Origin of the sequence: Staphylococcus sp. EG-SA-15 (assembly GCF_017151895.1) — a bacterium.
GTDB classification, from domain to species: domain Bacteria; phylum Bacillota; class Bacilli; order Staphylococcales; family Staphylococcaceae; genus Staphylococcus; species Staphylococcus aureus.
Genome location: NZ_JACVZN010000001.1, coordinates 179,947 through 198,865 on the forward strand (window position 1 = coordinate 179,947; position 18,919 = coordinate 198,865).

Annotated in this window: 17 protein-coding genes and 1 other RNA gene; 3 read left to right on the plus strand and 15 right to left on the minus strand. The window is 34.1% G+C overall.

The genetic code is table 11. From position 1 onward, the window contains the following. Nucleotides 1-53: 53 nt before the first annotated feature. The 4 genes from clfA to IDG64_RS00930 all read right to left on the minus strand — a co-directional run bounded on the left by clfA (nucleotide 54) and on the right by IDG64_RS00930 (nucleotide 4,708). On the minus strand, nucleotides 54-3,092 hold the full coding sequence (gene clfA, locus IDG64_RS00915) for an MSCRAMM family adhesin clumping factor ClfA (RefSeq protein ID WP_206171273.1): 3,039 nt from the start codon (nucleotides 3,090-3,092) through the stop codon (nucleotides 54-56). A gap of 262 nt (nucleotides 3,093-3,354) precedes the next feature. Continuing rightward, nucleotides 3,355-3,885 (minus strand): GNAT family N-acetyltransferase, encoded by a 531-nt coding sequence (locus IDG64_RS00920; protein WP_001167158.1) that lies wholly within the window; start codon nucleotides 3,883-3,885, stop codon nucleotides 3,355-3,357. 138 nt (nucleotides 3,886-4,023) lie between these two features. Beyond that, the gene (locus IDG64_RS00925; RefSeq protein ID WP_000608182.1) at nucleotides 4,024-4,545 is read right to left on the minus strand and encodes a hypothetical protein; all 522 of its coding nucleotides are present in this window, start codon (nucleotides 4,543-4,545) and stop codon (nucleotides 4,024-4,026) included. Between the two features lie 7 nt (nucleotides 4,546-4,552). Next, a complete protein-coding gene (locus IDG64_RS00930) occupies nucleotides 4,553-4,708 on the minus strand; it encodes a hypothetical protein (RefSeq protein WP_001790158.1) in 156 nt (51 codons plus the stop codon). Nucleotides 4,709-5,142: 434 nt separating this feature from the next. On the opposite strand from IDG64_RS00930, the gene IDG64_RS00935 reads away from it, so the two are divergent. The 3 genes from IDG64_RS00935 (at nucleotide 5,143) to IDG64_RS00945 (ending at nucleotide 6,548) form a co-directional block, all read left to right on the plus strand. Further along, the gene (locus IDG64_RS00935; RefSeq protein ID WP_000757406.1) at nucleotides 5,143-5,871 is read left to right on the plus strand and encodes a DUF5067 domain-containing protein; all 729 of its coding nucleotides are present in this window, start codon (nucleotides 5,143-5,145) and stop codon (nucleotides 5,869-5,871) included. A 191-nt stretch (nucleotides 5,872-6,062) separates the two neighbouring features. Then, nucleotides 6,063-6,209 carry a hypothetical protein gene (locus IDG64_RS15105; RefSeq protein WP_001057759.1) on the plus strand — a complete coding sequence of 49 codons (147 nt, stop codon included), beginning with the start codon at nucleotides 6,063-6,065 and terminating at the stop codon, nucleotides 6,207-6,209. A gap of 15 nt (nucleotides 6,210-6,224) precedes the next feature. Next, nucleotides 6,225-6,548 carry a hypothetical protein gene (locus IDG64_RS00945; RefSeq protein ID WP_001058299.1) on the plus strand — a complete coding sequence of 108 codons (324 nt, stop codon included), beginning with the start codon at nucleotides 6,225-6,227 and terminating at the stop codon, nucleotides 6,546-6,548. Between the two features lie 869 nt (nucleotides 6,549-7,417). On the opposite strand, the gene ssrA is transcribed toward IDG64_RS00945, so the two are convergent. The 11 genes from ssrA to gap all read right to left on the minus strand — a co-directional run bounded on the left by ssrA (nucleotide 7,418) and on the right by gap (nucleotide 18,903). Continuing rightward, nucleotides 7,418-7,779: a transfer-messenger RNA gene (ssrA, locus tag IDG64_RS00950) on the minus strand. A gap of 90 nt (nucleotides 7,780-7,869) precedes the next feature. Continuing rightward, nucleotides 7,870-8,334 (minus strand): SsrA-binding protein SmpB, encoded by a 465-nt coding sequence (gene smpB / locus IDG64_RS00955; RefSeq protein ID WP_001085185.1) that lies wholly within the window; start codon nucleotides 8,332-8,334, stop codon nucleotides 7,870-7,872. Nucleotides 8,335-8,355: 21 nt separating this feature from the next. After that, nucleotides 8,356-10,728, minus strand: a complete 2,373-nt coding sequence (gene rnr / locus IDG64_RS00960; RefSeq protein WP_001050063.1) for a ribonuclease R — start codon at nucleotides 10,726-10,728, stop codon at nucleotides 8,356-8,358. A 33-nt stretch (nucleotides 10,729-10,761) separates the two neighbouring features. Further along, on the minus strand, nucleotides 10,762-11,502 hold the full coding sequence (locus tag IDG64_RS00965; RefSeq protein WP_001165962.1) for an alpha/beta hydrolase: 741 nt from the start codon (nucleotides 11,500-11,502) through the stop codon (nucleotides 10,762-10,764). A 115-nt stretch (nucleotides 11,503-11,617) separates the two neighbouring features. Next, entirely contained in the window at nucleotides 11,618-11,851 is a 234-nt protein-coding gene (gene secG, locus IDG64_RS00970; RefSeq protein ID WP_000556760.1) for a preprotein translocase subunit SecG, read from the minus strand. 66 nt (nucleotides 11,852-11,917) lie between these two features. Then, nucleotides 11,918-12,376, minus strand: a complete 459-nt coding sequence (locus IDG64_RS00975) for a hypothetical protein (RefSeq protein WP_000785252.1) — start codon at nucleotides 12,374-12,376, stop codon at nucleotides 11,918-11,920. A gap of 350 nt (nucleotides 12,377-12,726) precedes the next feature. Beyond that, entirely contained in the window at nucleotides 12,727-14,031 is a 1,305-nt protein-coding gene (gene eno / locus IDG64_RS00980; RefSeq protein WP_001121760.1) for a surface-displayed alpha-enolase, read from the minus strand. A gap of 129 nt (nucleotides 14,032-14,160) precedes the next feature. Next, nucleotides 14,161-15,678: a 2,3-bisphosphoglycerate-independent phosphoglycerate mutase gene (gpmI, locus tag IDG64_RS00985; protein ID WP_001085505.1), complete on the minus strand. Its 1,518-nt coding sequence runs from the start codon at nucleotides 15,676-15,678 to the stop codon at nucleotides 14,161-14,163. Nucleotides 15,679-15,680: 2 nt separating this feature from the next. Beyond that, nucleotides 15,681-16,442: a triose-phosphate isomerase gene (tpiA, locus tag IDG64_RS00990; RefSeq protein WP_001260087.1), complete on the minus strand. Its 762-nt coding sequence runs from the start codon at nucleotides 16,440-16,442 to the stop codon at nucleotides 15,681-15,683. 121 nt (nucleotides 16,443-16,563) lie between these two features. Next, nucleotides 16,564-17,754: a phosphoglycerate kinase gene (locus tag IDG64_RS00995; RefSeq protein WP_001074742.1), complete on the minus strand. Its 1,191-nt coding sequence runs from the start codon at nucleotides 17,752-17,754 to the stop codon at nucleotides 16,564-16,566. 138 nt (nucleotides 17,755-17,892) lie between these two features. Further along, entirely contained in the window at nucleotides 17,893-18,903 is a 1,011-nt protein-coding gene (gene gap, locus IDG64_RS01000) for a type I glyceraldehyde-3-phosphate dehydrogenase (RefSeq protein WP_000279414.1), read from the minus strand. Between the last annotated feature and the right edge of the window lie 16 nt (nucleotides 18,904-18,919).

Sequence of the window (18,919 nt, forward strand, 5' to 3'; positions counted from 1 at the left end):
CTTTTAAGGTGGCTTCTTCATGAATCATATGATTAATTTAATATCATTATTACTTATTTCTTATCTTTATTTTCTTTTTTTCTTCTGAAAAGTAGTAATGAACCTAATGATGCTAATAATCCCCAAATTAGTGACGTATTCGCTTCATCTTCAGAACCTGTATCTGGTAATGGCTCTTTACTATCTTTAGCCTCATTTTTATTAGAAGCATTAGTACCATTTTTAGGTGAATTAGGCGGCACTACATTATTGTTAGAACCTGAGTCGGAGTCACTATCTGATTCTGAATCGCTATCCGAATCTGAGTCACTGTCGGAATCTGAATCGCTATCTGAATCTGAGTCGCTGTCTAAGTCGGAGTCACTATCTGAGTCAGAATCGCTATCTGAATCCGAGTCACTGTCTGAGTCTGAATCGCTGTCTGAGTCACTGTCGGAATCTGAATCGCTATCGGAATCTGAATCGCTGTCTGAGTCTGAGTCACTGTCTGAGTCTGAATCGCTATCTGAGTCAGAATCGCTATCTGAATCCGAGTCACTGTCTGAGTCGGAATCGCTATCTGAATCCGAGTCACTGTCTGAGTCTGAATCGCTATCTGAATCCGAATCACTGTCTGAGTCTGAGTCACTGTCGGAATCTGAATCGCTGTCGGAATCTGAGTCACTGTCTGAGTCGGAATCGCTATCTGAATCCGAGTCACTGTCTGAGTCTGAATCGCTATCTGAATCCGAATCACTGTCTGAGTCTGAGTCACTGTCGGAATCTGAATCGCTGTCGGAATCTGAGTCACTGTCTGAGTCGGAATCGCTATCTGAATCCGAGTCACTGTCTGAGTCTGAATCGCTATCTGAATCCGAATCACTGTCTGAGTCTGAGTCACTGTCGGAATCTGAATCGCTGTCGGAATCTGAGTCACTGTCGGAATCTGAATCGCTATCTGAATCTGAGTCGCTATCTGAATCTGAGTCACTATCTGAATCCGAATCGCTATCTGAATCTGAATCACTATCTGAATCTGAATCGCTGTCTGAGTCTGAGTCACTATCGGAATCTGAGTCGCTATCTGAGTCTGAGTCACTATCGGAATCTGAGTCACTGTCTGAGTCTGAATCGCTGTCTGAATCTGAATCACTCGCTGAATCTGAATCACTCGCTGAATCTGAATCGCTCGCTGAATCTGAATCACTTGCTGAGTCTGAATCACTTGCTGAATCTGAATCACTTGCTGAGTCTGAATCACTTGCTGAATCTGAATCACTCGCTGAATCTGAATCACTCGCTGAATCTGAATCACTTGCTGAATCTGAATCGCTTGCTGAATCTGAACCACTATCTGATGTAGAGTCACTACCCGAATCTGAACCGCTATCTGAATTAGAATCGCTGCCAGAATCTGAACCTGGGTCAGAATCTGAATCCTCTGGAATTGGTTCAATTTCACCAGGCTCATCAGGTTGTTCAGGAACAACTGGTTTATCGATACCGTCACCAGAACCTGATCCGTTATTAAATGCTACTTCGTTGTCCCATGACATAGATCTCCATATAAAATTAGAATCATAACCATAAAATGTCGAACGTAGTGCTAAATCACCTGTACTAGCAGGATCAATATGGCCATTAACAACTACAATATACGGTGTTGTAATTTGGTCATCGTCCGTAGGAAATTCTACTTTGTATTGATTAGCATTTGGAAATGAAATTCTAACTTGATTAGTTACATCTTCAAAATCGCTAGGATTCACATAATAACTTTCAGATAAATCATTAGCATTATCCACTTTATAAACTTTAATATTAGTATTGTTGGCATCTATTAAAGCATTACTATTACTCTTAGGAATTAGATTACCAGTTAACACTGGTAATACAACATTGTCTCCACTTGGATTGACATAAATCGTTTGACGATACGTATTGTTTGTTTTGTCGATTTGATCAATTGTACCTTTAATTGATAAATTATGGAATTGTCCATATTTCTCATAGTCGATTAAAACTGTCTTACTAGCAGTATTGGTTCCTATGCCAGTTGTCAATGTTACATTACCTGTTTTCGTTACATTTTCTGGATCAATGTATGCAGGAACAGTTAGTGTTGCTTTAACATCGTTTTTATTATCAACATAGTCTGTAAATGTATAAATAACATTACCATCACTATCGATTACACCATTTGCCAATACTTGATCTCCGGCCATAATTGGAGGCACTTTAGCAGTTGAAGTTACACCATTTAAGTTTAATTCTTTAGGTACAGTTATTTTGAATGTGTCACCTTTAACAGCAGAATTAGGCACTGAAAAACCATAATTCAGTTTGACATAACCTGCTTGGTGCGGATACACAGTCGTACCAGAGTCAATAGTAACTTTCACATCTGTCAACTGATTCGTAATATCTGTGCCAGCTGCCGGTGCATCTGCAGCTACTGCCGCTAAACTAAATGCTCTCATTCTAGGCGCACTTGTATTAACCGCTTGATTAACTACATCTTTATTACTTGCATCTGTACTCTGTGGAGCTGATTCATTGTTTGAAGGTGTTGCTTCAGTTGAAGTATCTTGCGTTGTTGAAACATTTTCCGCATTTGTAGAATTTTGAGGTGAATTTACAGATGATACTGTATTAGTATCATTAGAAGTCGTTTCATTACTTGTTTGATTCACTAATTCCTCCGCATTTGTATTGCTTGATTGAGTTGTTGCCGGTGTATTAGCTTGATTCGTTGCCGTAGTAGCTTCACCAGTTAACGGAGTTTCTTCCGTAGTTGCATTTGTTAATGCTGATTGTGTCGTTTCCTGTTGTGCTGGATTTTGCGCCACACTCGTTTCGCCATTATTAGTGTTTGACGATGTTTTAGTATCACTCACGTTTGTGTCGTCTGTTTTAGGTGCAGCACTAACGCTACTTGAATCATTACTTTTGCTTTCGTTACTTGCGCTATCAGATTGCGTAACACTATTTTCACTTGCATCTGCTTCTTTACTGCTGAGTAGTCCAAAACCGATTAACGTACCTACAAGCACTGAAGCCACGCCAATCGATTTTTTCCGAATTGCGTGTTTTTCTTTTTTCTTCATATTCATTTTATTCCCTCTTTTTAAAAAGTCATTTTATATTAACTGTATACCCTTTAAAGATATATTTAATCTCCATTAATGCAATTATACACTAAAATTGCATTATAGCAATTAATTTGTATCGATTTTTTATTATCCACAATAATACTTTCCTAACAAACATTTTATTTATTGCTATTTTATAAATTGCAAACGACAACGTACGATTTCATTGCAAACAATTTATATTATTAATATGAACTCTGCCTAATGTAATCCTAGCTTGAAATCATATTTTTTCAAAAGCAGATGTGTAATTTATGGTACCTGTTTTTCCCGCTAAACTGTTCACTTTTAATTCTTTAATTAAAAACGCTTCGTCTGGTATACCATCATATGGTGGATAAATGTCGTACATACTTGCGCGTTGATATCCTAGATTGGCATAATACGTCGGCCATCCTAATACACTGATAAAATTATATCCTTTTAATATTGCTTCTCGTTCTAATGCTTGAATCAATCGCTTCCCAATACCTTTATTTTGATGATGAATATCAACAGATACAGGTGCTAACACTAATCCAATTTCCCGTTGTGCTCCGTTATCAAGATAAACTTCACTTAGTAAACCGTGCCCTACAACTTCGTTTTGAAGAACAGCTACTATTTCTAAGTTATTGTCATACGTATCACTTAGACGAATTTGGTCTACTAGCTCTGATTCATTACCATAACCATGTTCACTATTTTCAAATGCCGTTCTAATTAACTGGTCAACTTGAGCAAAGTCATGTTGATGTATTTGTCTAATTTGCATCTTTGCCCCTCCTTTTAGTTCTATCTTATAGAAAAATGCATTACAACATAAAGTAATATTTTATAGTAATGACGCCATTATTTCATTAAAATTGAATGATATTTTTCGCAATAAACAACTACCCTCTTAAATCAATTTTTAGATAAACTGCAAATCATAAATTTCTTTATTATTATAAGTATTAAAACGGTCGATTTGACCTTTTAATATAACTTCCTGTTGTTTGCGACTTACATTATGATAATAAGTCATACGTACATTCAAATCAGCTTCATAACCATTGTTCTCAATCGTTCTTTCTAATTCTTCGTACACATTTTTATTAATTGGTAACATGTACCCTTCTTTACTAGGTAAAATATTCACGTATTTTTTCTGAATGACTTTATCATTACCCAATAAAACCTCTATTGCAATTTTTTTAGCAGCACCGCCACCTAAATTATATAGTTTAATATAATCTTTATGATGATGCTCTTCTGTTGCCGAATTCATTATATTAAGTTGATCCTCCTCCCTTTCTAATAAAATTTGGTTAAAACCTAAAGCTGGCAGAAAGCTAATTTTCATTTGATAAAGTTGAACTGAAACTGATACAAAATAAAATAAAGCCATAATAAATGTTCCAATAGATCCTATAGCTGAAATAATATTAATCATTAAGATATCAACCTTCCCATAAGAAATTTATATGATTAATTTCAAACTGAAAAAGCATTTTACTTAATCGTTTATATCCAAAAACAATCATTTTAAACGTTATATTCGACTGCTCATATAAAAAGTTTTGCTTTATAGCCTTAAGTAACTTTTTAACCATCAAGTACGATTATTATTACGGCAATCTATTTGTATTGACTAAAAAATACAATAACGCTTTTAAGAGCTCCCATCTTTGACCAGTATTTTCCAAATTAATAACACTTCTTCTTCAATACATATTTATCTCATACAAATAAGTTGATTTTTTTATTTTTACAAACGTAATTTCTTAACAAATCAAAATTTTACATTTAAATCTTTCGATATATTACAAGTTTTTTAAAAAAGTAATATATTTCTATCAATAAAAGTAATATAATATTAGTAATTATAGTTTCATTAATTTATTGCAACAATACATAGAATCATTATTACAAGAATTATTTAATATCATCTTAGAATCTCACAAAATATCAACTTTGTTTAATTACTCAAAATGATAAGTCATTTAGAGTTTTTAAAATAAATTTTTGCGAAATAAAGGAGACATGTTAAATGAAAAAAGTAATGGGGATATTATTAGCAAGTACACTTATCTTAGGTGCTTGTGGACATCATCAAGATAGTGCAAAAAAAGAGAGCACTAGTCACAAAAAGAAAGAAAATGACAATGAAGAATTAAATGAAGAACTTAAAGAATTTAAAAGCAAAAAAAATATGGATATAAAAATTAAAGGCGATACTATTGTTAGTGACAAATTTGAAGCTAAAATAAAAGAACCGTTTATCATCAATGAAAAAGATGAGAAAAAGAAATATATCGCTTTTAAAATGGAAATTACTGCTAAAAAAGACGATAAAGATTTAAATCCATCTTCTATTTCTCATGACTATATTAATATCACTCAAGATGATAAAAATACAGTAAATAAATTAAGAGATGGTTATCTTTTAAGTGATAAAAAATATAAAGATTGGACAGAACATAACCAAGATCAAATTAAAAAAGGCAAAACTGCACAAGCCATGTTTATCTATGAGTTAAGAGGTGATGGAAATATTAATTTAAATGTCCATAAATACTCAGAAGATAAAACAGTTGATTCTAAATCATTCAAATTTAGTAAACTCAAAACCGAAGATTTTTCTCATAGAGCGGAAACAAGAGAAGAAGTAGAAAAGAAAGAAAAAGAATTTGAAGAAGAGTACAAAAAAGAACAAGAACGAGAGAAAGAAAAAGAAAAGCAAAAAGATGACGACCACAGTGGTTTAGATGAAGTATAAATTTGGTTTGTTGATTGTCTTACATTCAGTTATTTAATTTTTAGAGAAACTGACTTATTTATAGCTTAGCCAACATGATACTATAAAGCTATGATTAAAAATAAAAAATCTGTGTTTAATGGTGTTAAAGAAATCAGTCCCCGTGCCGGAAAATCATAAAAAAAAGATGGGATAAATTTGTAAATCCCGCATTGAATAATGCATTAAAACAAGAAGAGGCTACATGGGGAAATGTACAAGGTCAAGTTTCACAAGCATTGATGGGAACTGGTATTAAAGATTCTACTGCAAGAAGCATAGGGTTTTGGGTTTCCCAAGTTGGTCAAGCATTAATATAAAAAGAGTGTGATAAAATGAATAATGAAGAATTAGAAATGAGATTGTTATTAATGAAACAATCAATAGAACAATTACAAGAAGAACTAGCGCCTAACTTAAAAACTAGAGATTTAGTGTTATTAAGATATATGTATTCATATAAAGAAATTAATATGCTAGATTCTTACTTGTTCCAATTGGCTACAAATAAAGAGCAAATAACAAAAAAACAATTTAAAACAAAATTGGAAAACATTAGAGAAGTACCAGAAATACCTATTAGACAAGTTAATGATATATTAGAAGGTTATAAAAATAGTGAGTTATATGTTGAGTTGATAAATAGCATCCTAAAATAAAAATAAACATACTAAGATTAGCTATGAAGGAATCTATGACGATAGATTTTTTCATAGCTATTTTTTATAGTTATAAAGAGGAGTAGTCTGTTCTGACTCTTGGATTTTAAATATGTATAATAAACAAGTAAGCTTTACTCTCGCCTTTTAAAATTCGTTTGTAGTATGTTGGGTTCTTAAAATCGTGAATAGGAAAATGCAATGAGAAAGGTTAAGTAAAGTTTTTAACTTCTCATTTATTCAATGGAAAATTTTTTATCGATTACTTAGACATTAATATTAGTAAAAGAAGTAGTGTAGTTGCAAATTATAAAAACTAAAAATTCCAAAAAGAGTTTATCATCCAAAACAATAAAAATGGCTACAATGGTATGTTGTGAAATGCATTTCTTAACTACGACTTCTTTTATTTCCGTCTCGTCAACTATTGCTGATTGTGTTAATAGGCATATTGATTCTAATGAAAATATCAAAACTCGGCTCATCTCTTTATAACTACACCCACTTAGTGACGTAACAAAAATGAAAAGTTCTTTTTCAGTAGCCATTTATCCAATTAAGTGTAGACGATTCACATTTTTATATTGACATATATAACATGGAGAATTTTTTGCGTATAAAGAAGTTTCTTCATGAACAATGTTGAATGTAAAACTCAGAATCCAACTTTTTTGACACTTATTTGACACACATCACTGTCCCCTTATATCTCAAAAACTAATTCATAATCACTTATTACTCTTTCCTCCATCAAATAAACACCTATACAAACACTGCTATATCAATACTCACAACAAATTCTGCAATGCATTATCCCCTGAAAAACACATAATAAAAAAGCCCACATCCACAAAAGTTGTAGGCTACAAATATGGAGACGGCGGGATTTGAACCCGCGTCCAGAGGTCCTGATACACATCTTTCTACGTGTGTAGTTTATCGAAAGGTTTCGCATCATGAAAAGTGATAAACAACCAACATGATGCTAGCTTGATTAAGTTTCTTCTAAACAGACTTCAAACGGCAGTGTTTAGCATATCCTATTAAGGTTGAATCGCGTTAACAGCACATAGGAAATGCTGTTAGGCGATGCAGAGTGCGATTAGGCAGCTACTGCGAAATTATTGTTTGATTTGCCAGTTATTATAAACTGTGTGTGTTGATGACGAAGACAACCCTCCGACACGCTTAATGAGCTCGGGGGACCCCTGTCGAATCCATGAACGTCCCCGAAATAATAAATCAAACAAATCATACTTTTGTAATTTACAAAAGCACATATAACTATATCAAATATAGCCCGATTAAGCAACTAAATCGCTTAATAACGGGCTTTCATATCGCGCGCAACATCTCGTTTGACTGCTTTTTCTTTCAAAGCTTGACGTTTATCATATTTTTTCTTACCTCGTGCAACACCAAGTAATACTTTACAATGTCCATGCTTCAAATAAAGCTTTAACGGCACAATCGAATAACCAATCTCACGTGTTTGATCACCCAATTTAATGATTTCACGCTTGTGCAATAATAATTTTCGAGAACGAAGAGGATCGTGATTAAAACGATTCCCTTCTTCGTATGGTGCTATATGCATATTATTCAAATACATTTCACCGTTTTTAACTTGCGCATAACTATCTTTAAGGTTAGCACTACCTCGGCGAATCGATTTTATTTCTGTACCTTGTAATACGATTCCCGCTTCAATCGTGTCTTCAATATTATAATCATGTCTTGCTTTACGATTTTCCGCTAATGTACCTGGTGATTTCTTCTTAGCCATTCATACTCACCTCATTGCTGCTTATTTTTTCTTACGACGTGCTTTCTTTTTCACACTTTTATCTTTATAAAATGGCTTATGCTTACTATTACCTGATTTATCATTATTACGTTGGTTTTTACCTTTACGTTGCTTACCTTTTTTCTTACGACCCTTATCATCAGATTTCGATTTATCTAAAGATTTGCCACGCGTTTTAGCTTGAATCGTTTTACCTCTTGCTGGTCGCTGTGAGCGGTCATTTTTAGGTAAAGGCATTCCAACAATTTGAAAATCAATTAATCGTTCATCTACATCAACATGCGTCACTTTAACCTTAACTGTGTCACCAATTCTAAATACTTTAGCTTGACGCTCACCAATTAATGCCATTTGACGCTCTTCAAAACGGTAATAATCATCAGTCATATTCGCAATATGAACCATACCTTCTATCGTATTTGGCAATTCAATGAACATACCGAAGTTAGCTACTGAGCTGACAATACCTTCAAATTCATCACCAATATGTTGAATCATATATTCTGCTTTTTTCAATTCATCAGTATCACGTTCTGCCTCAATAGCACGACGTTCACGTTTAGAAGTATGTTCAGCTAACTCAGGCAATTTGTCTTCCCAACGCTTCACTTCTTTGTTATCCATTGATTTCTCAATTAAATACTTACGGATTAAACGATGAACTGTTAAATCAGGATAACGTCTAATTGGTGATGTAAAATGCGTATAATATTCAGCTGATAAGCCAAAATGTCCCAAGTTCACATCATCATAATGCGCTTGTTGCATTGAACGTAACATCATTGTTGAAATGACCATTTGTTCAGGTCGACCTTCTACTTCTTCTTGAACCTTTTGAAGTGTTGTTGGATGAATATCTTCGCCAGTACCCTTAATCATGATGCCAAAGTTTGTAATAAAATCAAAGAATTGTCTTAAGCGATCTGATTTAGGTTGCTCATGCACTCGGTAAATAAAAGGTACATCTAACTTACTAAAATGTTCAGCAACTGTTTCATTTGCAATTAACATAAATGATTCAATTAGACGTTCACCCTCGCCACGTTGTCTTAATTGAACATCTGTTGGTATACCGTCCTCGTTAACTAATACTTTTGCTTCACTAATATCAAAATCGATTTCACCACGTCGTTTTCTCATTTGAATCAAACGATTAGATAAATCTTGTGCTAAATCTAACATAGGCGTAATTTCTTTATATTGTTCGCGAATGTTAGGATCCTTTTCAGTAATAATCTGATTTACCGCATCATACGTCATTCGATAATCAGAATGTATAACACTATCAAAAATTTCATGTTTAACAACGCGACCACTAGCATCAATTTCCATGCGACAGCTTAACGTTAAACGATCAACGTGAGGATTTAATGAACAAATACCATTGCTTAATCGATGTGGAATCATCGGAATCACACGGTCAACAAGATATACACTTGTCGCTCTATCATAAGCTTCTTTATCTAAAGCTGAATCTTCAGTTACATAATAACTGACATCAGCAATACTTACAGTCAACTGCGTATTACCGTTCGCTAACTTTTTAACACTAATTGCGTCATCTAAGTCTTTAGCATCAGCACCATCAATTGTGATTGTCAATTCATCACGTAAATCATGACGGCCTTTAATTTCAGTATTTTCAATATGATCAGGTACTGCTTCAGCTTCTTGTAACACTTCATCAGGAAATTCAATTTCTATGCCATGTTGATAGATAATAGATAAAATATCTACGCCAGGATCATTTTTATGTCCTAAAATAGCAGAAATATGTCCTTCTGGATTATCTGAACCATCAGCATATTTAGTAATTTGAACAAGTACCTTATGCCCATCTACTGCACCTAAACTTTGTCCTTTAGGAATGAAAATATCTTGCATAATACGTTTATCATCTGGAATAACAAATCCGAAATGTCTAGCTTCACTATACGTACCAACAACTTGAGTTACTGAATGCTTCTCAATCGATTTAACTTCCCCTTCAATTTTACCTTTATGTTCACCTTTAGATTGATGTGTTTCTACAATAACAGTATCTCCATCCAAGGCACGATTAATTTTCGTCGGGGGAATAAATATATCTTCCATATCCTCATCTTCAGGTCTTAAGAATGCAAAGCCTTTTTTATTTTGACTTAACGTTCCTTTTATCAATTTTGATTGACCTCTAGAACTATGCTTTTTTTGGTATCTGTCTGTTTTTGTACGTTCGATTAATCCTGATTGTTCTAACTCCACAAGCACCTTAATTAAATCTCTAAACGAGTCGGCACTGCTTAAACCTAATGCATCTTGAAAATCTGACACTGACATAGGTTCATATTCAGGTTGATTAATAATCTCTTCTATAGATTGCTTTAAATTCATTATGCCCCTCCTTTCTAATGTTAAAATCTCTTTTTATTCTGACCAGTCTAATGACTCTAAAAATTGATAAATATCTTCAAATACTTGTTCTTTCTCTTTATCAATCGTAATAACATGTCCAGATTCACTGTACCACTTGATATTTTTGTCATCAGAATCTACATGGTCATATATATAATTTGCGGATTGTGGATCAATCATATTGTCGTTTTCTGCTTGAATCACTAAAATAGGATCCAACACTTCATCAACTTGCTCTTTAATCGTATCTAATGATTCACTTAGTTCTTTTAAAGTTTCAGTTGGTTTAAAATGATCCATTTCATTATCAATAGTCTCTTGATCTTTACCTTCATACTTTTTAAAGTTACGTGCATACTCTAAAAAGCCTTCGTAAATGGTACCTTCAGTTTTGCCACCCATTGGTGCACACATCGTTACAATACCCTTTACATCTCTATTTAAGCTTAATTTTAAAGCAAAATCCCCACCTAATGATAGACCAGCAACAACAATTTCATCATAACCTTGTTCAACAAGATAATCATAACCATCTAACGCATCTTTAAACCAAACGAAAGGACTAGATTTCAGTATTTCCTCTGGTGGTGCCGCGTGACCTTCATATTGTGGTGCATACGAAGTATATCCCTTTTTTTGTAAAAATCGACCTAATTGACGTACATCAGACGAATTGCCTGTAAATCCATGTAATAATAACACGGCACGTTTGCCTTCTTCAAAAAAGAAAGGTTTTGGTAATTTTATCTGCATAAATCTAACGCTCCCTTTGCATACTTAACTAGGCTATATATTTTACATAGCTTATTGTTAAACTATTACATTCTTAATTATAAATAAAAAAGCCCGACATTTACATCGCCGGACCTTACATACCAAGATAACTTATGCAAATCATAAGTACAAAAAATAATATTGATAAAATAATTGTTAATCTATTTAAGAATAAATCGACGCCACGTTGTTTTTGTTTACCGAATAACTGCTCAGCACCACCACTGATGGCACCTGAAAGTCCACTGCTTTTACCTTCTTGGAGTAGTACAACAGTTATTAATGCAATACAATCAATGATTAATAATACGATTAAAAATGTATGCATAAATTGTCCTCCGTTCCTTATATACGACAAGTAGTATATCATATTTTTATTGTTAAAATCAATTTTCTAGCGATTAAATGTACTTTTACGTTTGATAGAAACAACAAGCATATAAATCGCTAATGCAACCGAACCTATAATAACGATTAAAATTGGCAATGTTAAGTACGCACCGTGTGCAGCTTTTATTGCTTGAATTGTGATTGATAAATTAATCAACGTAAACAAACTATTTGATACATAAACTGCAAACATAAACCACCACACATAAGTATGTCGATTCCAAAAAGTGATGAAGCCTGCTAGATAAGCCAAAATATACATAATACCAGTGAATCTAAAGCTGTTTAAAATGTAATCAATCGCTTTATCTGAAGTGTTTTGATTCGTTAAATTAAGTAATGCTTTGGCAGTCGCATTATCCAACGAAACAAAGTAATGAATAATCAATAATATTGAGAATACGATTGATGCAGTTGCAATAAAGCGTCCTGTTTTAATTTCTTTATTCGTTCTATCAGCCATTTGTTTACTCCTCATATATTTAAATACGTTCTATAAAACCTTTATTTAATTTTACCTTTTAATAAAAGTGAATACCCTGTCATACAATATTCATTTCAACATAAATTTATTATACCAGTTTAAGAATACAAGTTAAATATGTGTTATTGGCTATCTCACGATTTATCAAGCCCCTTATAAATCATGATTTGAAGCCATCCAAAATAAAAAACCTACCACAGTCTCAACTCTGTGGCAGGTTATAAATACAAGCGTGAACTTTTTAAGCATGAACTCAAAAACTTTATTCAATTTATACCGACATAATAATCCTCAACTAAAATTATGACAGTACTTAATGTTTAAAATGATTATTTATCTAAGTTATAGAATGATTTGATACCGTCATATTTAGCAGTTTCAAATAATTCATCTTCGATACGTAATAATTGATTGTATTTAGCAATACGGTCAGTACGTGATAATGAACCAGTTTTAATTTGACCAGCGTTTGTAGCAACAGCGATATCAGCAATTGTTGTATCTTCTGTTTCACCTGAACGGTGAGAAACTACTGCTGTGTAACCAGCTTTTTGAGCCATTTCGATTGCATCAAATGTTTCAGTTAATGTACCGATTTGGTTAACTTTAATTAAGATTGAGTTACCAATTCCGTTTTCAATACCTTTTGCTAAAATTTCAGTGTTTGTTACGAATAAATCGTCACCTACTAATTGTACACGGTCACCGATACGTTCTGTAAGTTGTTTCCAACCATCCCAGTCGTTTTCGTCCATACCGTCTTCAATTGTAATGATAGGATATTTGTCTACTAATTGTTCTAAGTAGTCAACTTGTTCTGCAGCTGTACGTTTTGCACCGTGTTCGCCTTCGAACTTACTGTAGTCATATACACCATTTTCATAGAATTCTGATGATGCACAGTCAAATCCTAAGAATACTTCTTCACCTGGTTTGTAACCAGCTGCTTCGATTGCTTGGATAATTGTTTCAACAGCATCTTCAGTACCTTCAAATTTAGGAGCGAAACCACCTTCGTCACCTACTGCAGTTTCTAAACCACGTTTGCTTAAAATTGATTTTAAGTTGTGGAAAATTTCAGTACCCCAACGTAATGATTCTTTGAACGTTGTAGCACCTACAGGTAAAATCATGAATTCTTGGAATGCAATTGGAGCATCTGAGTGAGAACCACCATTAACGATGTTCATCATTGGTACTGGTAACTGCTTACCATTAAATCCACCTAAATATTTGTAAAGTGGTTGACCTAATAAGTCAGCTGCTGCACGTGCTACTGCGATAGATACACCTAAAATAGCATTTGCACCTAATTTACCTTTGTTTGGAGTACCGTCTAATGCGATCATCATTTTATCAATAGATACTTGATCTAATACTGAAAATTCACCTTCAATAATTTCTGGTGCGATGATTTCATTAACGTTTTCAACTGCTTTAGTAACACCTTTACCTAAATAACGTGATTTGTCTCCATCACGTAATTCAACAGCTTCGTGTTCACCAGTTGAAGCACCTGATGGTACTAATGCACGACCAAATGCGCCACTTTCAGTTAATACTTCTACTTCAACAGTTGGGTTACCACGAGAGTCTAAGACTTCGCGAGCGTAAACATCTGTAATAATTGGCATGTTTATAATCTCCTTTAAATAGTTATTCTATAATTATTATAGCTTTATTCTTTCATTTAACAAAATGATATTACTATTATTTTCAAAAAATAAGTGTCATTAAGCGTTTACTTAACATCTTTTACAATATTAGTGTTTAATTAAAGATTCACCTGTCATATCTTCAGGTTGTTCTACATTTAATAAATCTAATAATGTAGGTGCTAAGTCACCTAAGCGACCAGTTTCTCTAAGTGTAACGCCTTCTTTTGTTACAATCACTGGTACTGGGTTCGTTGTATGCGTAGTCATTGGTTGATCATCATCCGTCAATACTTGATCAGAGTTACCATGGTCAGCAGTAATAATTGCATAACCGTCCATGTCTAAAATCTTATCAACCACTTCTCCTAAACATTCATCAACCGCTTCGATTGCTTTGATTGTCGGCTCAAGCATACCACTATGTCCAACCATATCAGGGTTAGCAAAGTTTAAAATAATTAAGTCCAAGTCACCTTTATTTAACTCTTCTAATAATGCATCTTTAACTTCATAAGCACTCATTTCTGGTTTCAAGTCATACGTTGCAACTTTAGGTGAATCAATTAAACGACGGCGTTCACCTTTAAATTCCTCATTACGTCCACCACTCATAAAGTAAGTAACGTGAGGATATTTTTCAGTTTCTGCAATACGTAATTGTGTTAAATTGTTATTTTGTGCAATTTCACCAATTGTATTATTTAAATCAACTTTTTCGAAAACGATAGCCGCATCGATATTGTCGTTATACTTAGTGAATGTTGCATAGAATAAGTCTTTAACTTGTTCAACTTTAAAGCCTTCGAATGCTCTGTTCGCAAAAATTTCCGATAATTGTGCTGCTCTATCAGGTCGGAAATTATAGAAGATCACTGCATCTCCATCATTAACACCGTCATTTTGATTCTCAACGATGAATGGTACTACGAATTCGTCAGTTAAGCCTTCATTATAACTTGCTTCCACACCTTCTTTGGCAGTTGCATAAGTTGGGGCATCAAAATTACGAATAGCATTGTAAGCTTTTTCTTCACGTTCCCAACGTTTGTCACGGTCCATTGCATAATAACGACCAGACACAGATGCAAATTGACCAATGCCTAATTCATTGAATTTAGCTTCAGTCTCTTCGATGTATTTCAAAGCGGATTTTTGATCTACGTCACGACCATCTAAAAATGCGTGTACGTAAACTTTTTCAACACCTTGTTTTTTAGCAAGTTCTAACAAAGCAAATAAATGTTTGTAATGACTGTGCACACCACCGTCAGACAATAAACCAAAGATGTGTAACGCTGAATCATGTGAATTCACGTGTGCAATTGCATTATTTAAAACATCATTTTCAAAGAAATCACCGTCTTCAATTGATTTATTGATTCGAGTTAAACTTTGATAAACGATACGTCCTGCACCGATATTCATATGACCAACTTCTGAGTTACCCATTTGTCCTTCAGGTAGTCCAACATCTAAGCCACTCGCTTCGATTTGAGTCGTTGGATATTTGTTGTAATAACGATCAAAATTAGGCTTGTTTGCTAATTTTACCGCATTACCATGTTCGCTTTCGCGGTTCGCAAAACCATCTAAAATAATTAACGCAGTTGGTTTCTTAGCCATGATTATTTTGCACCTTCTAACAATTGTACGAAATCTTCAACTTTAAGTGATGCGCCACCTACTAATGCCCCATCAATATCAGTTTGTGCCATGTATTCTTTAATGTTGTTAGGTTTAACACTACCACCATATTGAATACGAGTTGCTTCTGATACTTCTTTGCTTGATAAGTCAGCAATAGTTTGACGTACAAATGCACACATTTCATTCGCATCTTCAGATGTTGATGATTTACCAGTTCCGATTGCCCAGATTGGTTCATAAGCAATTACAACTGATTTTAGTTGATCTTCAGATAAACCTGCAACAGCTTTCTTAACTTGCTCACCTACAACATCGTTAGCTTTACCACTTTCACGCTCTTCGTCTGTTTCACCAACACATATAATTGGAGTCATTCCATGTTTGAAAATAGCGTGCGCTTTTTTGTTAATTTCTTCATCTGATTCGTGGAATAATTCACGACGTTCAGAATGACCGATAACAACGTATTTAACGCCTAAATCTGCTAATGCAACTGGAGACGTTTCACCTGTGAACGCACCATTATCTTCGAAATACGTATTTTGAGCACCGATTTCTAAACCTTGTGCTTTTCCTTCTTTAACTGCAGTAGTTAATGCATCTAATTGAATTGCTGGTGCACAAATTACTGATTCTACTTCTTTTGAATCTGGTAATGTTGGCAATGCATTGACGAAGTCTTTTGCTTCTTGTACTGTTTTGTTCATTTTCCAGTTACCAGCTATAATTGGTGTTCTCATTAAAGACACTCCTTGTTTTGTAAATATTTTTGAAAAGTGATGAAACACGATGTCATCTTGTGACTGTTTTCCCGTAACAATGTTAAACAAACACGCCACATCACTTTAAACTATCACTTTATTATTTATTATTGATTGCTTTGATACCAGGCAATTCTTTACCTTCTAGGTACTCTAATGACGCTCCGCCACCAGTTGAAATATGAGTGAAGTCATTTTCAAAACCTAAAGAGATTGCTGCTGCAGCTGAATCACCGCCACCGATAATCGTAATTGCATCTTTAAGGTTTGCAATTGCTTTACATACACCAATTGTACCTTGTGCAAAGTTACTGAACTCGAATACACCCATAGGTCCATTCCATACAACAGTGTGCGCACCTTCTAATTCATCTGCAAATAATTTTACAGTGTTTGGTCCAATATCCATACCTTCTTGGTCTGCTGGAATTGAATCAGATGGTACTACAGTAATTTTGGCATCATTAGAAAATTCTTTAGCAACTTTAGTGTCTACTGGTAATACAATTTTATCACCATGTTTTTCTAATAAATCTTTTGCGAAGTCGATTTTATCTTCTTCTAATAATGAAATACCAATTTCTTTACCTTGCGCTTTTAAGAAAGTATAAGCCATACCTCCGCCGATGATAATTTTATCAGCTATGTTAACTAAGTTTTTGATGACATTAATTTTGTCAGATACTTTTGCTCCACCTAAAATAGCAACAACTGGTTTATGTGGATCGTTAACTACGCCACCGATAAACTTAATTTCTTTATCCATTAAGAATCCAGCTGCAGTTTCTAAATGTGTAGAAATACCAACATTAGATGCATGCTCACGATGCGCAGTACCAAAAGCATCATTTACAAACACATCACCTAAAGATGCCCAGTATTTACCTAATTCTGGATCATTTTTAGATTCTTTTTTACCGTCTAAATCTTCATAACGTGTATTTTCAACTAATAATACGTCGCCTTCTTTAAGGTCTTTAATAGCTGCTTCAAGTTTTTCACCGCGTGTTTCTGGTACGAAAACAACATCTTTATCTAATTTCTTAGATAAGTCTTCAGCAACTGGACGTAAAGTTAATTTTGCTTTATCACTTTCTTCTTTTACTTTACCTAAATGTGAAAATAGTACGATTTTACCACCTTGTTCGATGATGTATTGAATTGTAGGTAAAGCTTGAACGATACGGTTGTCATTAGTAATTTCACCGTCTTTTAAAGGTACGTTAAAATCAGCACGTACTAAGACTGTTTTACCTTTAAGATCTAAATCAGAAACAATTTTTTTAGCCATGGTGTTTCCTCCTTGTAATTAGGAAATTTTATATAAAAATAAGCGGAGAAGCGTTTGTGCTCCCCGCTTACTCATAAGCTTTAATTAATGCTAAATAGTTCTGAGCACTAGCGTATTTGAATAAAAACTATACTAAAATTATTTAGAAAGTTCAGCTAAGTATGCTAATGTACGAACTAATTGTGCAGTATATGACATTTCGTTATCATACCAAGCTGCAACTTTAACTAATTGACGGTCGCCAACTGACATTACACGAGTTTGTGTAGCGTCGAATAATGAACCGTAAGTCATACCTACAACGTCTGAAGAAACGATTTCGTCTTCAGTGTAACCGAATGATTCGTTTGAAGCATTTTTCATAGCTTCGTTAACTTGTTCAACTGTTACGTCTTGTTTTTCTAATACTACTGTTAATTCAGTTAATGAACCTGTAGCTACAGGAACACGTTGTGCACCACCATCTAATTTACCATCGATTTCAGGAATAACTTTACCGATAGCTTTAGCAGCACCTGTTGAGTTAGGGATGATGTTTTCTGCTGCTGCACGAGCACGACGTTTGTCACCTTTTCTGTGAGGTGCGTCTTGTGTATTTTGATCACCTGTGTAAGCGTGAATTGTAGTCATTAAACCTTCAACTAAACCAAAGTCATCGTTTAAAACTTTAGCAACTGGTGCTAATGAGTTTGTAGTACATGAAGCACCTGAAACAACTGTTTCAGAACCGTCTAACTCTTGGTGGTTAGTGTTGAATACGATTGTTTTTAAGTCACCAGTAGCTGGTGCTGAGATTAATACTTTTTTAGCGCCTGCTTCAATATGAGCTTGTGCTTTATCTTTATCAGTGTAGAAACCAGTACATTCTAATACTACATCGATATTTAAGTCTTTCCAAGGTAATTTGCTTGCATCTGGTTCACTGAATGATTTAACTTCTTTACCATTTACGCGGAAACCACCATCAACTACCTCTACTTCACCTGTGAAACGACCTTGCATAGTGTCATATTTTAATAAATGCGCTAACATGTCGTCATCTGTTAAGTCGTTTACTGCTACAACTTCAAGACCTTCTACTTCTTGAATTCTTCTGAATGCTAAACGACCAATTCTACCAAAACCATTAATTGCTACTTTTACTGCCATTATAATGGCCTCCTTT